Annotated in this window: 22 protein-coding genes; 18 read left to right on the top strand and 4 right to left on the bottom strand. The window is 48.6% G+C overall.

The window, feature by feature from the left end; translation table 11 throughout:
• The first annotated feature begins 1 nt into the window (after nucleotide 1).
• From OCC_RS03270 to OCC_RS03340, 16 genes are read left to right on the top strand one after another with little or no spacing between them, the layout of a single operon-like run.
• Nucleotides 2-874, top strand: a complete 873-nt coding sequence (locus OCC_RS03270) for a respiratory chain complex I subunit 1 family protein (RefSeq protein ID WP_004068372.1) — start codon at nucleotides 2-4, stop codon at nucleotides 872-874.
• 4 nt (nucleotides 875-878) lie between these two features.
• Complete coding sequence (locus OCC_RS03275) at nucleotides 879-2,519, top strand: hydrogenase large subunit (protein ID WP_004068373.1); 1,641 nt, start codon at nucleotides 879-881, stop codon at nucleotides 2,517-2,519.
• Nucleotides 2,510-3,007 (top strand): 4Fe-4S dicluster domain-containing protein, encoded by a 498-nt coding sequence (locus OCC_RS03280; protein WP_004068374.1) that lies wholly within the window; start codon nucleotides 2,510-2,512, stop codon nucleotides 3,005-3,007. Before OCC_RS03275 ends, OCC_RS03280 begins: the two co-directional genes overlap by 10 nt.
• A complete protein-coding gene (locus tag OCC_RS03285) occupies nucleotides 3,004-3,774 on the top strand; it encodes an NADH-quinone oxidoreductase subunit B family protein (protein WP_004068375.1) in 771 nt (256 codons plus the stop codon). Before OCC_RS03280 ends, OCC_RS03285 begins: the two co-directional genes overlap by 4 nt.
• The gene (locus OCC_RS03290) at nucleotides 3,725-3,976 is read left to right on the top strand and encodes a hypothetical protein (RefSeq protein ID WP_004068376.1); all 252 of its coding nucleotides are present in this window, start codon (nucleotides 3,725-3,727) and stop codon (nucleotides 3,974-3,976) included. Before OCC_RS03285 ends, OCC_RS03290 begins: the two co-directional genes overlap by 50 nt.
• Nucleotides 3,973-4,242: a monovalent cation/H+ antiporter complex subunit F gene (locus OCC_RS03295; RefSeq protein WP_004068377.1), complete on the top strand. Its 270-nt coding sequence runs from the start codon at nucleotides 3,973-3,975 to the stop codon at nucleotides 4,240-4,242. The genes OCC_RS03290 and OCC_RS03295 overlap by 4 nt, the downstream gene beginning before the upstream one ends.
• Nucleotides 4,239-4,571 (top strand): monovalent cation/H(+) antiporter subunit G, encoded by a 333-nt coding sequence (mnhG, locus tag OCC_RS03300; protein ID WP_004068379.1) that lies wholly within the window; start codon nucleotides 4,239-4,241, stop codon nucleotides 4,569-4,571. The genes OCC_RS03295 and mnhG overlap by 4 nt, the downstream gene beginning before the upstream one ends.
• Nucleotides 4,564-4,806 (top strand): Na(+)/H(+) antiporter subunit B, encoded by a 243-nt coding sequence (locus OCC_RS03305; RefSeq protein WP_004068381.1) that lies wholly within the window; start codon nucleotides 4,564-4,566, stop codon nucleotides 4,804-4,806. The genes mnhG and OCC_RS03305 overlap by 8 nt, the downstream gene beginning before the upstream one ends.
• Nucleotide 4,807: 1 nt before the next feature.
• The gene (locus OCC_RS03310) at nucleotides 4,808-5,530 is read left to right on the top strand and encodes an MnhB domain-containing protein (RefSeq protein WP_004068384.1); all 723 of its coding nucleotides are present in this window, start codon (nucleotides 4,808-4,810) and stop codon (nucleotides 5,528-5,530) included.
• Nucleotides 5,527-5,904 (top strand): Na+/H+ antiporter subunit C, encoded by a 378-nt coding sequence (locus OCC_RS03315; protein WP_004068385.1) that lies wholly within the window; start codon nucleotides 5,527-5,529, stop codon nucleotides 5,902-5,904. Before OCC_RS03310 ends, OCC_RS03315 begins: the two co-directional genes overlap by 4 nt.
• Nucleotides 5,901-6,386 carry a Na+/H+ antiporter subunit E gene (locus tag OCC_RS03320; protein WP_004068387.1) on the top strand — a complete coding sequence of 162 codons (486 nt, stop codon included), beginning with the start codon at nucleotides 5,901-5,903 and terminating at the stop codon, nucleotides 6,384-6,386. Before OCC_RS03315 ends, OCC_RS03320 begins: the two co-directional genes overlap by 4 nt.
• Nucleotides 6,387-6,391: 5 nt before the next feature.
• On the top strand, nucleotides 6,392-7,933 hold the full coding sequence (locus OCC_RS03325) for a proton-conducting transporter transmembrane domain-containing protein (RefSeq protein WP_004068390.1): 1,542 nt from the start codon (nucleotides 6,392-6,394) through the stop codon (nucleotides 7,931-7,933).
• A gap of 1 nt (nucleotide 7,934) precedes the next feature.
• Nucleotides 7,935-8,099 carry a hypothetical protein gene (locus tag OCC_RS12570; protein WP_020953631.1) on the top strand — a complete coding sequence of 55 codons (165 nt, stop codon included), beginning with the start codon at nucleotides 7,935-7,937 and terminating at the stop codon, nucleotides 8,097-8,099.
• Nucleotides 8,099-8,287 (top strand): hypothetical protein, encoded by a 189-nt coding sequence (locus OCC_RS03330; RefSeq protein ID WP_004068392.1) that lies wholly within the window; start codon nucleotides 8,099-8,101, stop codon nucleotides 8,285-8,287. Before OCC_RS12570 ends, OCC_RS03330 begins: the two co-directional genes overlap by 1 nt.
• Nucleotides 8,284-9,339, top strand: coding sequence for an FAD-dependent oxidoreductase (locus tag OCC_RS03335; RefSeq protein ID WP_004068395.1), 1,056 nt, complete (start codon nucleotides 8,284-8,286; stop codon nucleotides 9,337-9,339). Before OCC_RS03330 ends, OCC_RS03335 begins: the two co-directional genes overlap by 4 nt.
• Complete coding sequence (locus OCC_RS03340; protein WP_004068397.1) at nucleotides 9,336-9,839, top strand: 4Fe-4S dicluster domain-containing protein; 504 nt, start codon at nucleotides 9,336-9,338, stop codon at nucleotides 9,837-9,839. The genes OCC_RS03335 and OCC_RS03340 overlap by 4 nt, the downstream gene beginning before the upstream one ends.
• Nucleotides 9,840-9,841: 2 nt before the next feature.
• Here the strand turns inward: OCC_RS03340 and OCC_RS03345 are convergent, their stop codons facing one another.
• On the bottom strand, nucleotides 9,842-10,972 hold the full coding sequence (locus OCC_RS03345) for an MFS transporter (RefSeq protein ID WP_048874613.1): 1,131 nt from the start codon (nucleotides 10,970-10,972) through the stop codon (nucleotides 9,842-9,844).
• 84 nt (nucleotides 10,973-11,056) lie between these two features.
• On the opposite strand from OCC_RS03345, the gene OCC_RS03350 reads away from it, so the two are divergent.
• Entirely contained in the window at nucleotides 11,057-11,980 is a 924-nt protein-coding gene (locus OCC_RS03350) for a serine/threonine-protein kinase RIO2 (RefSeq protein WP_004068401.1), read from the top strand.
• Between the two features lie 3 nt (nucleotides 11,981-11,983).
• Nucleotides 11,984-12,472, top strand: coding sequence for a hypothetical protein (locus tag OCC_RS03355; RefSeq protein WP_004068413.1), 489 nt, complete (start codon nucleotides 11,984-11,986; stop codon nucleotides 12,470-12,472).
• Here OCC_RS03355 and OCC_RS03360 read toward each other — a convergent pair.
• Genes OCC_RS03360 through OCC_RS03370 form a run of 3 tightly spaced genes read right to left on the bottom strand, consistent with a single transcriptional unit; the run spans nucleotide 12,458 to nucleotide 15,502 of the window.
• Entirely contained in the window at nucleotides 12,458-13,408 is a 951-nt protein-coding gene (locus OCC_RS03360) for a radical SAM protein (RefSeq protein WP_004068415.1), read from the bottom strand. The two genes, OCC_RS03355 and OCC_RS03360, sit on opposite strands and share 15 nt — an antisense overlap.
• On the bottom strand, nucleotides 13,405-14,574 hold the full coding sequence (locus OCC_RS03365; protein ID WP_004068416.1) for an MFS transporter: 1,170 nt from the start codon (nucleotides 14,572-14,574) through the stop codon (nucleotides 13,405-13,407). Before OCC_RS03365 ends, OCC_RS03360 begins: the two co-directional genes overlap by 4 nt.
• A 10-nt stretch (nucleotides 14,575-14,584) precedes the next feature.
• Nucleotides 14,585-15,502, bottom strand: coding sequence for an isoaspartyl peptidase/L-asparaginase family protein (locus OCC_RS03370; RefSeq protein ID WP_004068422.1), 918 nt, complete (start codon nucleotides 15,500-15,502; stop codon nucleotides 14,585-14,587).
• Between the last annotated feature and the right edge of the window lie 41 nt (nucleotides 15,503-15,543).

A 15,543-nucleotide genomic window follows, 5' to 3' on the forward strand; every position in this document is an offset into this window, starting at 1 on the left:
TATGGAGCTCATCGGGACAATAATCGCCCCATTTTTACCTCCACTGCTGGATGGCGTTGCGAGAAAAGTGAAGGCGATGATACAGAACCGGGTAGGGCCCCCAATCCTTCAGACATGGTATGATATAATCACGCTCCTCTCAATGGACTCAATACTCCCCACGTCCTCGCTTACATTTAGGCTAGCCCCCTACGTCGCACTTGCGAGCGCGCTCTGCATGGCTCTCATGTTGCCCTACGGATCGGACGCGATAATAAACTTCGGAGGGGACCTGATAGCGTTCATATACGTCTTTACCCTGTTTTCCGCGGCTCTGGTATTTGGAGCTCTGAGCGTGGACAACTCGTACTCTCACGCCGGAGCTAACAGAGAGTTAACACTCTCGCTGGTATTCAAGCCTCTCTTTGCGATTACAATAGGTACATTCGCCCTCAAGACTGGCTCGCTGAGCATAACCGAGATTGCCCGCTCAATCTCACCAAGCCCCTCAATCATCGGAGCATACTTGCTGCTCCTCTACGTTACCTACGTGGAGTCGGGGTTCATACCCTATGACATTGCCGAAGCTGAGACGGAAATCCTAGAAGGTCCCCTCACAGAGTACAGCGGCAGGCTTCTCGGTCTGTTCAAGTGGGCACTTCAGATAAAGAGGTTCGCGATGATATGGTTGTTTGCGTCTTTCGTGGCCCTTCCTGTGGCAGAAGGCGCCATCGCATTTGCCCTCCAGCTACTGGTATTCCTGCTCACTTACCTACTGATGGTGACCTACGAGTCCCTGAACGCCCGCCACAGGCTCGATCAGGCAACGAAGCAGGGAGTCAAGGGCATCATTATCGGTGTAATAATCATGATAATCGCATGTCTGGGATGGTGAGACTATGATAAGAGAGTTTGAAGAAAAATTTGGTATGACGCTTGAGAAAAAGGTCATTGCAAAGAACAAAGTGCTTTACACGCTAATGGTAAGGAGAGAGGACTTTCCCAACATAATCAACTACATCCTCAGCAGGCCGAACACAAGACTCTTCACAATGGTCGGAATGGACGAGAGGAACACCGAAGAGGCATTCAGTGTGACCTACTGGTTCCTTGACTGGAAGGATAACGAAGTCATCGGGATAAGGCTCTACGTCCCCGAAGACGAGCCTTACTTCCCCAGCGTGGGGGCTTTCCACAAGGGAGCAATATGGTTCGAGAGGGAAGTCCAAGACCTGCTGGGCCTTAAGGCGGAGGGGCTTCCAGACCCAAGAAGGCTGATACTTCCTGACGACTGGCCAGAGGGAGTTTACCCGCTGAGGGAAGACTTTCAGTACTACCATTCCCCAGCTGGAACGAGGGGCTATTCCTACAGGGAGCCGCCCAAAGATTCTACGGTGCACCCGATGGGGCCGTACCACGTTGCACTGGACGAGCCGGCGCACTTCAGGCTCTTTGTGAAGGGTGAGGAAATCGTTGACGTGGACTATCGCGGCTTCTACTCCCATAGAGGCATAGAAAAGCTCGCAAGGGGAAGACTGAACTACAACCAGATAGTATTCATCGCGGAGAGGATATGCGGTATATGCGGATTCGCTCACTCCGTAGCGTACGCCCAAGCAGTCGAAGAAGCGGGTAGAATTGAAGTACCGGACAGGGCGAGATACATCAGAACGATACTCCTCGAGATCGAGAGACTGCACTCCCATCTCCTCTGGCTGGGCATTGCGGCTCATTTGACCGGCTTTGATACAGCATTTATGCGCTCGTGGGAGATTAGAGAGAAGGTCATGGAGCTCGCTGAGAGGCTCACCGGCAACAGGAAGACGTACGGTCTTGTTCTCGTTGGAGGAGTTAGAAGGGATCTCCTGGACTACAGGAAGTCCCTGATTCTTGAGACGCTTAAGAACCTGAAGAAAGACTTCGACGAGTTCGTTGACATGCTCATATCAACTAAGAGCTTCGTAAGGAGATGCGAGGGCATCGGTGTGCTCCCGAAGGAAAAAGCAAGGGAGTGGGATACCGCTGGTCCACTGGCGAGGGCTTCTGGAATTGATTACGACACAAGAAAGAGCCTCTCGTACGCGGCGTACGATGAGTTGAGCTTTGACGTCCCAGTCTACAAGGAGGGAGACGTCCTGGCGAGGGCACTCGTGAGGATTGACGAAGTGAGGGAGAGCATCTCCCTGTTGGAGCAGGCCATCGATGCTATTCCGGGCGGGCCCGTGATGGGGGAGTTCAATGAAATCCCAAGCTGGAGGGAGGGTATATCAGCCGTTGAAGCCCCAAGAGGCGAGAATACCCACTACGTAATGACCGGAGAGGTTAACAGAATCTATAGGTGGAGGGTGAAGGCGCCGACGTACAACAACCTCCAGGCGGTTCCGGACATGCTGAGGGGCTACACAATAGCCGATGCTCCGCTGATAGTAGCCTCGATAGACCCCTGCTACTCATGTACCGAGAGGGTTCAGGTCGTTGACGTGAAGTCAGGAAAGACAAAGGTAATCTCACTGGGCGGAGGGATAGGGACATGCCCGTGACAAAGTACTATCCCTTCGAGCCGGAGCAGGCTCCGCCTGAGTACAGGGGAATCCCGGAGATAGACCCCCGCCTGTGCGTGGGATGCGGCGCATGTGTGAACGCATGTCCCCCTGACGCGCTGATCAAGATAGACGACTACGAGAAGGGGACGAGAAAGATAGTACTCGACATCGGCAGGTGCATAAGGTGCGCGAGGTGTGAGGAGGTCTGTCCAACCGGGGCTATAAGACTAACGCAGGAGTTCGAAGCGGCGAGCGACGACAGAAGCTCTCACGTGGAGGTAATAGAGCTGAGGCTCGCAAAGTGCAGGGGCTGTGGAAAGTACACCGACTACACCGAGAGACAGCTCCAGAAAGTCCTCTCAATGATACCCCCAGGCATCGTTGAGTTCGACAGGGTGAGAGAGAAGCTCCCGCTCTGCAGGAAATGTAAAAGGCTCCTAACAGTTGTTAACGCCACAAAGTTCGAGGAGGAGATGAGAGAATGAAGCTCAGATCCGTTTGGGTCTTTCACCTCAACACCGGGGCGTGCAACGGGTGCGACATAGAGATACTCGACGTCCTCACCCCCTACTACGACGTCGAAAGGCTTGGTGTCAAGCTCGTCTCAACTCCTAGACACGCTCACGCCTTACTGGTCACCGGACCTCTAACGAGGCAGTCATACTACTCCGCTAAGAGGGCCTACGAGGCAATGCCCCCCAAGCCGAGGATAGTCATCGCCATAGGCACCTGTGCCTGTAGCGGCGGAATCTTCTACAACAGTTACGCCGTGAGGCGGGAGTCCGAAAGGCTCGGACTGGAGTACCCGAGGGCAGGAGGAACTTCTGAGTTCCTACCTGTGGACGTGTATATTCCGGGGTGCCCGCCAAGGCCGGAGGAGATACTCTACGGGCTTGCACTCCTGCTCGGGGTTGCCGAGAGGAAGCTCTCCCCGCGCCACTACACAGAGGAAGAGTTCACCCTCCCGCGTACCCAGTTCAAGGCATGGGTTGAGGTAATCCTCAAAGCCAGGATCAGAAAGGAGCTCGGCTACTTTGACGGCTACAGGCTCCTTGAGAGGTTCATGCGTCTCGTGGACGTTGCAGAGACGCCGGAGGCTCTCAAAAGGCTTGTCGAAGAAGAGAAACTCAAAGAGAAGGACAGTCGGCTCAAGTATGGGCTAGATAAGCTCTATGATTACTACCTAGAGGTGGTGAGGGTGTATGAAGACATACTTAGTCAGAAAAGGAGAGTACTTAGAGTTCAAAAATGACGTCGCACGGGTGCTCGATCACTTCGAGTCCAACTTTTCAACCGAGGAAATCGTCGGAGAGGTTAGCGAGAGGAGTGCAAAGCTGGTCGAAAAGGGTGTGACAGATATAGATGCCTACCCGGAGGAGGATAAGGAGACGATAGCCAGACTGCTTCCCGAGATAGAAAAGGGTCTCATAGCCGTGAGGAGGGTCTTTAGATGATTGAGACGGCAATTTACGTGCTGTTTGCGGTTTACGGGCTCTCAGGTGTGCTCTATTTCATCAGACTGCTCAGGGGACCAACCGTGGTAGACTCAATCCTCGCCGCGGACTGTGTGTCCCTCGATGTCGCGCTGATAGCGTTGCTTCTGTCGATCTACTACAAGAACTCGTTTTTGGCAGTCGGAGCTCTGTTCTTGGTGCTCTGGGCGTTTATCCTAGACGTGTTCGCAGCCAAGTACCTCACGAGAGGGGAGGTGGGAACTTGATACTCACAGTCATCGGGCTTATACTCCTCGCTATAGGAGCAGTCTGTGACCTCCTCGGTGCGATAGGAATGCACAGGTTTAACACGTTCTACCTTAGACTGCACGCCGCGACCGTGGGCACCGTCGGAGGAAAGTTCTACCCGCTCCTCGGAGTTGCGTTTATAGCAGCGGAGCAGGGCCTGTGGCCCGTTGTCGGAATCTCGGTACTTGCGGCGCTCCTTGTCCTGGTCACGACCCCCGTGGGAAGCCATGCACTTGCATACGCCGCGAGCAAAGCCAAGATAGTGGAGATGGAGCTTGATGAGTTCAGGGGGGAGAAAGATGTTTGAGCTGGCGGCAATTTTCCTCTTGTGCGCAGTGGCCCTCAGCTACCTCATAGTCACAGAGACAGACCTGCTGAAGGCCATCGCTTATTCTGGCGTCTTCGGGGGACTCATACTGCTGACGCTGTACGTTCTGATGGCTCCCGACGTAATCCTTGCGTACGTTGCGATATCTGTGGGGCTCTCCACAGGCCTTATGGTGTTCGTGGTAAGTAAAACGACAAGACATGAGGTGGTCTGAAGTGAGGAAGTTCATAACACTCTCCATCATCCTGCTCGCGGTCATGGCTGGGGCATATTACATCTCCCCACATCTGGCCCCCAAGACGGAGCTAAACCCACTTGGTGAGTTTTACCTTAGAAACAGCTACTTCGGGGAATACTCTGCCGGTTCACCTGAAGTTGTGACCGCGATCCTCTGGGATTACAGAGGGCTTGACACATACTTTGAGACCGCCGTGCTGTTCATGGCAATAATCGGTGCAGTATCAATCTTCAGGAACATGCCCAGCGTGAGCTTCCATCCCCACGGCCTGACTAGCATCACAAGAACCGGAGTGAAGATAGTGGGCTTAATCACGTTCATAGCGGCCGCCACGACCATGTTCCACGGTCACATAACGCCTGGAGGAGGCTTCCAAGGCGGTTCAATGCTCGCTGTGGTGCCCCTTCTGGTGATAGTTGCGTTCTCTAAGAAGGCCCTTGAAAAGGCAGGGCTCACCAAGGAGAGGGCCCTTGTCATAAGAACAATAGGCCTCCTCACAATAGCCATCGTCGCGTTTTTCCCCCTCCTTGTGGGTGGATACTTCATGCAAAACCTACCGGTGTATCCGAGAGAGCTTTACGGAATGCTTATCAGCGGAAGCCTGTTCCTCTTCAACATGGCGGAGTTCTTAGCAGTCGGAGCAGGGTTCACAATAATATTCTTGCTCCTTTCAAACCCAGAAGGGGGGAACGAAGCATGATGTTTGCCTTCGCGTTGATAGTGAGCAGCATAGTCGCGATTATCATAATCTCTCTGTACGGTGTAGCGGTGAGACCAAACCTAGTGAAGAAGATAATCTGTCTGGGCATATTCTCCGACATCATCAACGTGGCGGTCATACTTCTTGGGTACCGTGACGTCAAAAGACCCCTTCCACCAGTACTCACGGACTACTCGCAGAAGGGCGTTGAGGAGCTCGTTAAGGGGGCAGTAGATCCGCTTCCACAGGCCCTCACCATTACAGCAATAGTCATTGGGCTCGCAATAACCGTACTTATGGCCTATGGTGCAATCCACATCCAGAGGAAGTACGGCACTGTGGACGTTAGAAAGCTTTCGAGGTGGGAAGAATGAGGTTCCTGCCGGTGACGTTGCTTGCGTTCGTGCTTTACATCGTAATAACGGGCTCGGCCACACCATACGACATTGCAACAGGGGCAGTAACAGCCCTAGTCGCAGGCCTACTCTTCGGCAAATACCTGGTGAAAAACCCCAAGAAAGCTCTCAACCCGGCAAGATGGGTGGCCATGATAGTTTACTTCATCAAGTATATCACTATAATCGAGCTCAAGGCTCACTTGGATGTCATAAAGCGGGTGATCACCGGAGATACAAACCCAGGTATTATTAAGGTCCCCATTACAGTGAAGGACGAATACGCTAGGTTTCTGGTCGCCAACTCAATAACGAACACGCCAGGAACCGTGACGGTGTACATGGACGAGAAATACGCCTACGTCAACTGGATAAACGTGAAGACGAGAGACCCGGATGAGGCCAGGAAAGAAATCCTTGAGGATTTCGAAAAACACGCAAAGAGGATTTTTGAGAGGTGATCCAGATGAACACACTGATACTCCCCACGATTCCAATGGCGTTTGCGTTTGCGCTCCCTGTATTATCCCAAGTACTTAAGGGCAACAGGAAGTTCGTCAATGCCTATGCTATTATAGTAACGGGGTTAACGTTCGTGTTGAGCCTTGACGTCTTCAGGACAGCGTACTCCTCAGAAAAGCCGCTGATCTACACCTTCGGTGGGTGGAATGCCCCGATAGGCATAATATATGAGGTAGACAAGTTTGGGGCACTGTTCGCACTCACAACGTCATTCCTTATGTTCATCATAACGTTCTACTCGATCAGGTACCTTGAGCGCGAGACTGGCGTCGAGTGGTACTACACACTCTACCTCGGGCTTGAGGCTGGGCTCCTAGGAATATTCCTCACCGGAGACGCGTTCAACCTCTTCGTAATGCTCGAGGTCACAGCAGTCGCTGCTTATGGGCTTGTGATGTTCTACACGGAGGAAGGCTACCCAGCATACTCCGGTGTTAGGTACGCCATCATAAGCTCCATCGGAACGACCTTTTATTTCTTGGCGCTTGGCCTGCTCTACTACGGCTTCGGCACGGTGAACTTTGCAGATCTTGCAGCGAAGGCAAGAGGCTACCCGTTTCCGGTGTCTGAGGTTGCTGGCAACTTCCTGATGACGTTCGCCCTCGCAATGGCACTCATAACGTGGGCATTTACTATAAAATCGGCAATCGTGCCCAACCACTTCTGGCTTCCGGGGGCACACTCCTCGGCACCATCCCCAATATCGGCAGTCCTGAGTGGCCTTGTAGTTAATGCAGGAATTTACGGCCTGGCAAGGTTCACATGGCTGTTCACGGGAATTTCAGAATTCGAAAACGCTGTGAACGTTGTTTCGACGATAATGATAGGACTTGGGGCGGTATCGGCACTGCTGGCTTCCTTAGCAATGACTGCACACGACGACGTCAAGAGGATCGTCGCCTACTCAACAATCCTCCACATGGGGTATCTCGCAATGGCGGTCGGTCTGAGGACCGAAATCGGAACCAAGGCGATGATCTTTCACATGCTCAATCACTCACTGGGTAAGGCGCTCCTCTTCCTTGCCGTTGGCATTTTCATTCACGAAGCTGGGAGCAGAAAACTCCAAGATCTCGCTGGACTCGGCAAGAGGATGCCTCTAACCACGGTAAGCCTCGCCATAGCGACGATATCCCTCGTCGGCCTTCCACCGACCAACGTGTTCTTCAGCAAGCTCGTGCTCTACTATGCCTACCTGGAGAAGAGCGTGGCCCTGGTAGTTGTCCTTGTGCTCTCAAGCGTCTTTGCCCTCGTGAGCTACATGAAGATGCTCTACTGGCTCTGGATCAAGAAGACAGAGAACAACACCGAGGTGAAAGAACCCAAGAGCATGGTGGCAGTGCTACTGTTGCTCGCCGTGCTGTGCCTTGCGATTGGAATCCTCTCGCCGCTGATAATCGAAAAAGTAATTGATCCTGCTACAGTGCAAGCCCTTGACGTTGATGGATACATACAGGCGGCCATAAATGTCCTAGGAGGGAAGTGAGATGCCCCTTGAACTCCTGAAAAGGCACTACGGAGACAATCTACTTGCGGTTGCCCAAGTAAGGGATACCCTGCTGGTAATACTCAGAGAGGGGACAAGGTCGAACTGCTGGCCGATGCAGCTGAAAGCATTTTCGAACCCCTTGCTGAGAAGGGTTACGATGTAATGCTGTGGCTTTCGGACTCAATCGACACCCTCCATCCTGAAGTGTTTGGGGATATGGACGACTTTCGTGTTTTGTATGACCCCGAGGACTTCCTCTCACACCATCTTCCGAAGTTATTAGAGATGAAAGGAGTCCTTCCAACGCTCAAAAACCTTGACAAAATGCTGATTAAGGAGGTGATAGAATGAATGGAATGAGATTTGCGTTCCTATGTAGAGAAAAGCCCCACCCAACTGGCAGAAAAATTTGTATAATCGGCGCAGGGCCCGCTGGACTCAGTGCCACGGGCTACTTGGTCTGCCACGGCCACGAAGTTCATGTTTACGATAAACTCCCAGAGCCTGGAGGGCTGATGCTCTTTGGCATTCCCGAGTTTAGAATTCCAATCTACCGCGTCAGGGAAGGATATAAAGAACTCGAAAACGTGTTCGAAGTCAAATTTTACCCGAACACCAAAGTGAGCTTTGGAGAAGAGACCGAGGAGGGAGATGACTTCGTTACTAACGTAGTGAAATTTGACGAGCTCGTTGAAAAATACGACGCAATTCTAATCTCAACCGGAACCTGGAATTCAGTAATCCCACATATCGAGGGTGCTGAGCTTGCAGGAGTTTTCCCTGCTTTGGGATACCTCTTCAAAATAAAGAGCGCCAAACTCGGTCATCTGAGCTGGGACAATGTGCCCCCAGTGGAAGGGAAAAGAGTAATGGTTATCGGAGCAGGTCATACCGCAGTTGACGCGGCGATGGAGAGCCTCCTTCTTGGTGCTGAGAAGGTTTACATGAGCTACAGAAGGACAATAAGAGAAGCGCCTGCAGGGGCCTATGAGATAAACCTCCTAAAAAAGCGGGGTGTCAAGTGGCTTGAGCTGACAGTACCAGTTCGCATTATTGGAGAGAGTGGCAAAGTTAAAGCGATTGAACTTCAAAAGTGCAGGCTCAGCGAGCCTGACGAGAGCGGGAGGAGAAAACCGGTGCCAGTTGAAGGGTCAAACTTCCAGATTGATGTTGACTACGTGATATTTGCAGTGGGGCAAAGCCCAACACCTCCAAAGGGAGCAAACATAGCTGTAGATAACAAGGGGAGGATAATAGTTGATGCAAGACACATGACTAGCATAGAGGGAGTGTTCGCTGCAGGAGACGTTGTCACTGGACCCTCAAAAGTTGGAAGGGCTGTTTTAGATGGCCTCTTAGCTGCAGAAAGCATGCACCACTGGCTTATGGGGGTGAAAGAATGAGAAGAATGCTCCATGTTGACTACAGTCTCTGCATTGGGTGCGAGACCTGCCAGAGCGTTTGCGAGTTCCTCCACCATGGGAAGCCCAACATAAGGATTTACTACACCATGAGCGGTCTTCCAATCCCCATAAACTGCCGCCACTGTGAGAAAGCTCCTTGTATAGAGATCTGCCCTGCAGGGGCGATATTCAGAGACCATGATGGTGCAGTGATAATAGATCCCCACAAGTGTATTGGATGCTTTATGTGTCTCGCAGTATGTCCGTTTGGAGTGCCGAGCTTTGATGTCAAGGTTAAAGCGATCACAAAATGCGACATGTGTGCGGACAGACGTGAGCTCGGCATGGAGCCAGCATGCAAGGAGATGTGCCCTGCTGAAGCAATATTCTTTGGAAAGCCGGAGGAAGTCGAAGATAGGGTTAGAAGGAGGACTGCGGAGAAGATAGCAAGGGAAAGGATTTCAACAGAAGCATTCGAAAGCGTCGGGAAGATGCTTTAATCCTATTTTCCTCCATTTTTCACTTTAAAAACTGGAGCAGTTCTCCCAAATAGCAGGGTTAGCAAACCCCCTAAATACATCCCCGAAATTAAATAAAACGCTATTTCATAACCTGCAGTATCGATCAAAAGGCCTATAAAATACGGGCCAGCGGTTGCTCCCAAAAACCCCATCATGTTCACAAAACCCATTACTGTGCCAAGGTTTTCCTCACTTGCATGTTCACTTGTATAAGCGGTAACTATCGGACCAACGGAGTAGAAAAACAATCCCAATAACAAAACCAGCAGAGGATATGCCGTTTTCACCAACAGAAAAGACAAGAAAGCATTTAGAGCGAGAACAGAGAAGAGACTAGTTTCTCTAATCCTATCATACACACCTCCTCCAGCAATAGAGCCAAAAATCCCCACTATCGAGAGGAGAGAGAAGTAAAAGGAAGCTTCTTCTACACTTCTGCCTTTGTTTACAAAGAAATCTGGAAGAAAAGTCAGCATTCCAAAAAAGGCTGCTAGTACTATGAAGTTCATAACACTTAAGCTGAACACCTCCTTAGGCACCGTAAACTTTGGCCGTTCAACTTGCTTTACTTCTCCCTTGATTATCAGCATAAGGGCTAGTCCAACTGTTAAGCTCATAAGCGAGAGAACTAAAAACGAATACCTCCACTCTAAGGCTAATGCTATTGGAATAACAATTGCTGGAGCAATGGCGCTTCCTATTGGAGGCCCAACCATAAAAACACCCAATGCGGAACCTTTTTTCTCCCTGTAAATCTCGCTTATAAGGGCAGTTGCTGGAGCGTAGTAGAGACCAGCAAAAACCCCATAGAGGGCTCTAATGGCAATAAGATGCCAGTATTGCCGGGCGAAAATAATCAAGGAGCTTGCTAACGAATAACCAACAATGCTGATAACTACAAGCTTTTTTCTTCCGAGTTTGTCCCCAAAATAACCAGCTGGAACTTGAATCAAGGCGTAGGGAAGAAGAAGGGATGTCATTAGAAGCCCAGCCTGAGCGTTTGTTATAGCTAACTCTTCTTTGATTAGTGGGATAAGGGGAGGGATAGCCATTCGGTGGGCATAGTTGAATATCCACCCAAGAGAGAGCAGTAAGAGAAGTTTTCTCTGCATATTTTGAGGTGAGAGGCTGAACGTTTAAAAAATTATCGAAGAGTTAAATATAAAAAGGAGATGATGTAGGGCTGAGTGAGAGCCATGGTAAGTAAACTTCTTGCACTCGAAGTATATCCAAATCTTAAGGATCTCGATTTTAGGGTACTCAGAGGGGTAGAGCTTAATATGCGCCATTATGAGTGGGTGCCCCTCGAGGTAATAGCAAAATTTTCCCGAGTGGATATTGAAACTGCCTCCTATCGCCTAGGGAAACTCGACAATTGGGGACTCGTGAGGAGAAGAAGTGATATAGGCTACATAGGCTACCAGCTCACAATACATGGATACGATGCCTTGGCAATAAGGGCATTTGCTCAAAAGGGGATAATTAAGGCAATAAGCCAAACACAAATTGGGGTAGGGAAAGAGGCAGATGTTTATGTCGGGATAACTCCAAATGAAGAGAAAGTAGCTGTTAAATTTAATCGGATAGGAAGAACAAGCTTCACAAGGATAAAGCTCTATAGGCCTGATTTTATCGATAAAAGGCATATATCATGGCTCTACATTTCAAGACTCGTTGCCCAAAGAGAGTATGAGGCTCTTCAACTCTTGAGCCCAATAGCCAAAGTTCCAAAACCCCTTGCATGGAACAGGCATGCGATTGTTATGGAATTTATAGAAGGGATTGAGCTTGTAGAGCTTGCAGACACCGATTTGACAAAAGATGAGGCATCAGAAATATTAGACAAAGTTCTGGAAGAGTACAAAAAGATAGTCGAGTTTGGGATAATTCATTCTGATATGAGCCTTTACAACATAGTTCTTAAAAAGGATGGGGATATACTAATAATAGACTGGCCCCAATACTTAACAACGGCTTTCCCCGATGCCAAGTATTATCTGGAAAGGGATTTAAGGGTGCTCCTAAACTCGTTTAAACGAAAATGGCGGGTAGAAAAAGATTGGAATGAAGTCTGGAAGGAATTTGAGGATGCCTTTAAAAAGAGCTTAAAAGAGGCGTAAACAATGAAAAAGAAAGAAGAAGTCATTGCAACTCTCTTGAAGGAGGCCCAAAGGGCATTAAACGAACGAAAGATTGAAGTTGCAAAAAAGAAATTCGACGAGGTCATGCACCTCTCAAAGGGCTCTTATCCGTGGATTTATTTTGAAGCCTGTTTTGGATTGGTCGAGGCTTTTATTGAAGAGGGCAACTACAGCGGTGCTGTAAAATGCTCAATTAGAGCACTTCTGAATGCTTCAGATGAAGAGATGTTTTCACTCGGAGTTGAGAGACTAAAAAACGTTCTCGCAATAATCAAGAAGAATAATAAATTCGATCTGCTCAAGGGTAGACTGGAGATTTTGCTCCCTCAAACATCCACTAACAGAAACCTTCACACCTTTGTACTGGCATTAGATGCACTTACAAAAGGAAATGCTAAAAAAGCACAGCTTTTGGCCAAAGATATAGGCTCAGAAAGACTCAAGGGGATTATAGAATCACTCATTGAATAGCCTATTCAATAATCTTTCAAACTGTCTCTTTTCAGGCCTTACCGGAAAGTTATAGGGCTCTTTACTAGGCTTCTCGTTGTAATAGGGTCGATTACATCCGGGGCAGCCGTGAGTCATGAATGCACTCTCGTCGAGAACCTTCAGGAGCTCCTCTTTGGAAAGACCGAAATCTACTAGCATTCCACTCTCAAACTTAAACTCTTCGACCCTTGCGATCTTGTTTTCAATTAAATAAACCCCAATTTGCATCAACCTGTACCTATTTGGGTCTGGAGGGGCCTTGTTTTCTAGTATAGTCCCTTTAATTGGGGTAAATGCAAAAATTGAAACCTTAGCCTTTGAATCATACACTCTTTGAACTGCTTGTAAAAACTCCTCTTCGCTCTCGCCCAATCCAAAGATTAGATGGACAAATGCCTTCCCCTTGCCAAAAACATCAATAACCTCCTCAACAAACCGCCACATATCCTCCCAGGAGTACATGGAATCTTTCACCTTGTTATACACCCTCTCACTTGCCGCATCTATCCCTACACCAATATAGTCCACTCCAAGCTTTTGAAAATCTCTAAGAGACTTTTTGTCAACAGGAGTTATCGAGAGAGAAACTGGAAGACCCAATGGGTAAAAAGCTTTTAGAATCTTTAAGACGTCTTCCCTTAAATTCGGATAATCTATAGTTTGCAGACATATTCTCGCAAATTTTGAACTTTTTAATTTTTCCACAACTTCATCCAACTCAAATGCAGGCCAAGTTATTCTCGAAAGCTTTTCTACATCTGCCCTGCTCTCTCTAGCCTGAACACAAAAGGCACAATTGTTCAGGCATCTCCCCTCATAATAGGTCATAAAATACGCCGTTGTGGGCTTTGCAAACATTTTTCCCTTCTTAAGTCCCAAGACAACTGCAGTTCCGTATGAAGCCCTTATTTTCATGGTCTTTTCCTCCCCAGCATCTTGAGCAATATGAGGTTAGACAGAGATAAAAATGTTAGCATAGGGAGGAAAAGGAATATCCCCTCATACCCCTCAATTTCCGCCAGATAACCAAGGGCCAAAGGTCCAGAAAGGTAGCCCAAATCAAAAAACATTGTATAGACACTCGAACCTATTCCCCTTATATTCTTTGGAAGATTAGCTAAAGCCAGCATTTGAAGAGAGGGAACGGCTAACCCGAATCCCATTCCCAGAATAACAGCGCTTAGATATGCTTCGGGAGGCAAGAGGTAGAGGAACAAGGCAACATAAGCAGATGTTATTAGGAGCAATCCAGAAGAAGCTACTGGAATTGGCCCCCTTTTATCCGCTTCCCTCCCACCAAAAACCCTTGTGAGAAGGCTAAAACCACCCATGATACTCGCGTATATTCCAAAGATACTCGTGCCCAATCCAAGGATCTTATAGTATGCTGGAAGAAACGTGTACATACCACTATAGGCGAAGACCATAAAGAACAGCGAAATCGAAGCACCAACGAAAGAGAGGTTAACCAAATCCCTGTAAGAACCCTTCTTTTCTTCGCTTTCTTTGACCGGTATCTTGGCCCTAACTTCCCTATATGCATTTGAGACAAATAGGAAGCCCACTAAAGAAAACAAGATTGCAAGAACAAAAGCTGAATGAAATCCGAAGTAATCTGCAACTAGTCCTCCTACAGCTGGACCAATGAGCTGGCTCAGAGAGAACATAGTTTCTCTCCACCCCAAAGTCTCCCCGACTCTTCCTTTAGGGGCTAGGTTTATGGCTGTTGAGAGAGAGGAGGGAAAGAAAAACGCCGATGCAGCACCATGAACCGCTCTCCCTATGGCAAAAATAGTCAAACTTCGCATGAAGAATGAGAGGAGATAGAATCCCCCTGCAACAGCACCAAGAATCGTCCCTATCATCATTACCTCGAAACTTTTCCCCTTGTCTCCCAAGATACCTCCCACGGGCTTTAGTACAAAGGCGAATATTGAAGACACTGAAGCTACGAAGCCAACTAAGAATGGACTAGCACCAAACGTTATGGCAAGGGGAGAAATTAGAGGTGCCACTAGGATATATCCCAAGAAGAAGAAAAGTGTCGAAAAATGAAGAAGCCATAAGTCTTTTCTTTTCATTCTTTACCCCCTAAATCTCCACTCCTGGACTTTCCATGTCGTCTTTCATATATGCAACACTCATGTGCTTGGTATTTTTAGCAAAGCCTATGTTCCCCTCTCTATCAACCATGATTATTCCCATGTTGTCTTTCCCAAAATACTTCGTTGCAAGTTCTATTGCAGCTTCACTAGCTTTTTGTGCGTTCAATCCGAACCTAACAAAGTCTGTAGCGGTTTTTGCAAGAGAAAGCTTTATGGCGACTTCCCCAAGTCCAGTGCATGAAGCTCCAGCAAATTCATTAGCATAAGTCCCGGCTCCTATTATCGGGGTATCACCAACTCTTCCAAACATTTTCAAGAAAACTCCCCCTGTAGAAGTGCCGGCTATTATCTCTTGCCCATCAAAGGCAACCGCCCCAACAGTACTCCTTAAAACTTCGGGGTATTCCCGTATCAGTTCACTGATCTTTCTCCAATGTGGGATGTTTCCCTCTTCTAGGAGCTTTTGTCTGAGCTTCTTCCACTGTTCAATTCTCTCCTCGGTTATGGGATTATACTCTTCAAATCCCATCAAACGGGCAAACTTAACCGCTCCTTCTCCAGCAAGGAGAACGTGATCAGTTTTTTCCATAACCTTTCTTGCCACGCTTATAGGATTTTTAACTCCCCATATGCTCGCGACTGCACCAGCTTCAAGATTGGAACGCATAATAGCGGCATCCATCTCCACTTTCCCATCCAAGGTTAAAACACTACCCGTCCCAGCGTTGAATAATGGGTTGTCCTCTAATACTTTGATAGCTTCTTCAACGGCATCCAGAGCAGAACCCCGTTTTAATTCTTTCCAACCTGCTAAAACAGCCTCCCTAACTCCTTCAAGGACTTTGGGAATCCTGTCCTCGTTTTTTATTGTGCCGGCACCACCATGAACAATAATCGCAACCATCAGAATCACCATTACGTAATGTCTTCGAAAGGTTAAAAGCA

This window comes from Thermococcus litoralis DSM 5473 (assembly GCF_000246985.2).
GTDB classification, from domain to species: domain Archaea; phylum Methanobacteriota_B; class Thermococci; order Thermococcales; family Thermococcaceae; genus Thermococcus_A; species Thermococcus_A litoralis.

Excerpts from the sequence above, each read along its gene's own strand:
- OCC_RS03275 (WP_004068373.1), top strand. The coding sequence starts at position 879 with ATGATAAGAGAGTTTGAAGAAAAATTTGGTATGACGCTTGAGAAAAAG.
- OCC_RS03330 (WP_004068392.1), top strand. The coding sequence starts at position 8,099 with ATGCTGTGGCTTTCGGACTCAATCGACACCCTCCATCCTGAAGTGTTT.
- OCC_RS03285 (WP_004068375.1), top strand. The coding sequence starts at position 3,004 with ATGAAGCTCAGATCCGTTTGGGTCTTTCACCTCAACACCGGGGCGTGC.
- OCC_RS03270 (WP_004068372.1), top strand. The coding sequence starts at position 2 with ATGGAGCTCATCGGGACAATAATCGCCCCATTTTTACCTCCACTGCTG.
- OCC_RS03335 (WP_004068395.1), top strand. The coding sequence starts at position 8,284 with ATGAATGGAATGAGATTTGCGTTCCTATGTAGAGAAAAGCCCCACCCA.
- OCC_RS03340 (WP_004068397.1), top strand. The coding sequence starts at position 9,336 with ATGAGAAGAATGCTCCATGTTGACTACAGTCTCTGCATTGGGTGCGAG.
- OCC_RS03345 (WP_048874613.1), bottom strand. The coding sequence starts at position 10,972 with ATGCAGAGAAAACTTCTCTTACTGCTCTCTCTTGGGTGGATATTCAAC.
- OCC_RS12570 (WP_020953631.1), top strand. The coding sequence starts at position 7,935 with ATGCCCCTTGAACTCCTGAAAAGGCACTACGGAGACAATCTACTTGCG.
- OCC_RS03315 (WP_004068385.1), top strand. The coding sequence starts at position 5,527 with ATGATGTTTGCCTTCGCGTTGATAGTGAGCAGCATAGTCGCGATTATC.
- OCC_RS03325 (WP_004068390.1), top strand. The coding sequence starts at position 6,392 with ATGAACACACTGATACTCCCCACGATTCCAATGGCGTTTGCGTTTGCG.
- OCC_RS03320 (WP_004068387.1), top strand. The coding sequence starts at position 5,901 with ATGAGGTTCCTGCCGGTGACGTTGCTTGCGTTCGTGCTTTACATCGTA.
- OCC_RS03370 (WP_004068422.1), bottom strand. The coding sequence starts at position 15,502 with ATGGTTGCGATTATTGTTCATGGTGGTGCCGGCACAATAAAAAACGAG.
- OCC_RS03305 (WP_004068381.1), top strand. The coding sequence starts at position 4,564 with ATGTTTGAGCTGGCGGCAATTTTCCTCTTGTGCGCAGTGGCCCTCAGC.
- OCC_RS03280 (WP_004068374.1), top strand. The coding sequence starts at position 2,510 with ATGCCCGTGACAAAGTACTATCCCTTCGAGCCGGAGCAGGCTCCGCCT.
- OCC_RS03290 (WP_004068376.1), top strand. The coding sequence starts at position 3,725 with ATGAAGACATACTTAGTCAGAAAAGGAGAGTACTTAGAGTTCAAAAAT.
- OCC_RS03350 (WP_004068401.1), top strand. The coding sequence starts at position 11,057 with ATGGTAAGTAAACTTCTTGCACTCGAAGTATATCCAAATCTTAAGGAT.
- OCC_RS03360 (WP_004068415.1), bottom strand. The coding sequence starts at position 13,408 with ATGAAAATAAGGGCTTCATACGGAACTGCAGTTGTCTTGGGACTTAAG.
- OCC_RS03365 (WP_004068416.1), bottom strand. The coding sequence starts at position 14,574 with ATGAAAAGAAAAGACTTATGGCTTCTTCATTTTTCGACACTTTTCTTC.
- OCC_RS03295 (WP_004068377.1), top strand. The coding sequence starts at position 3,973 with ATGATTGAGACGGCAATTTACGTGCTGTTTGCGGTTTACGGGCTCTCA.
- OCC_RS03355 (WP_004068413.1), top strand. The coding sequence starts at position 11,984 with ATGAAAAAGAAAGAAGAAGTCATTGCAACTCTCTTGAAGGAGGCCCAA.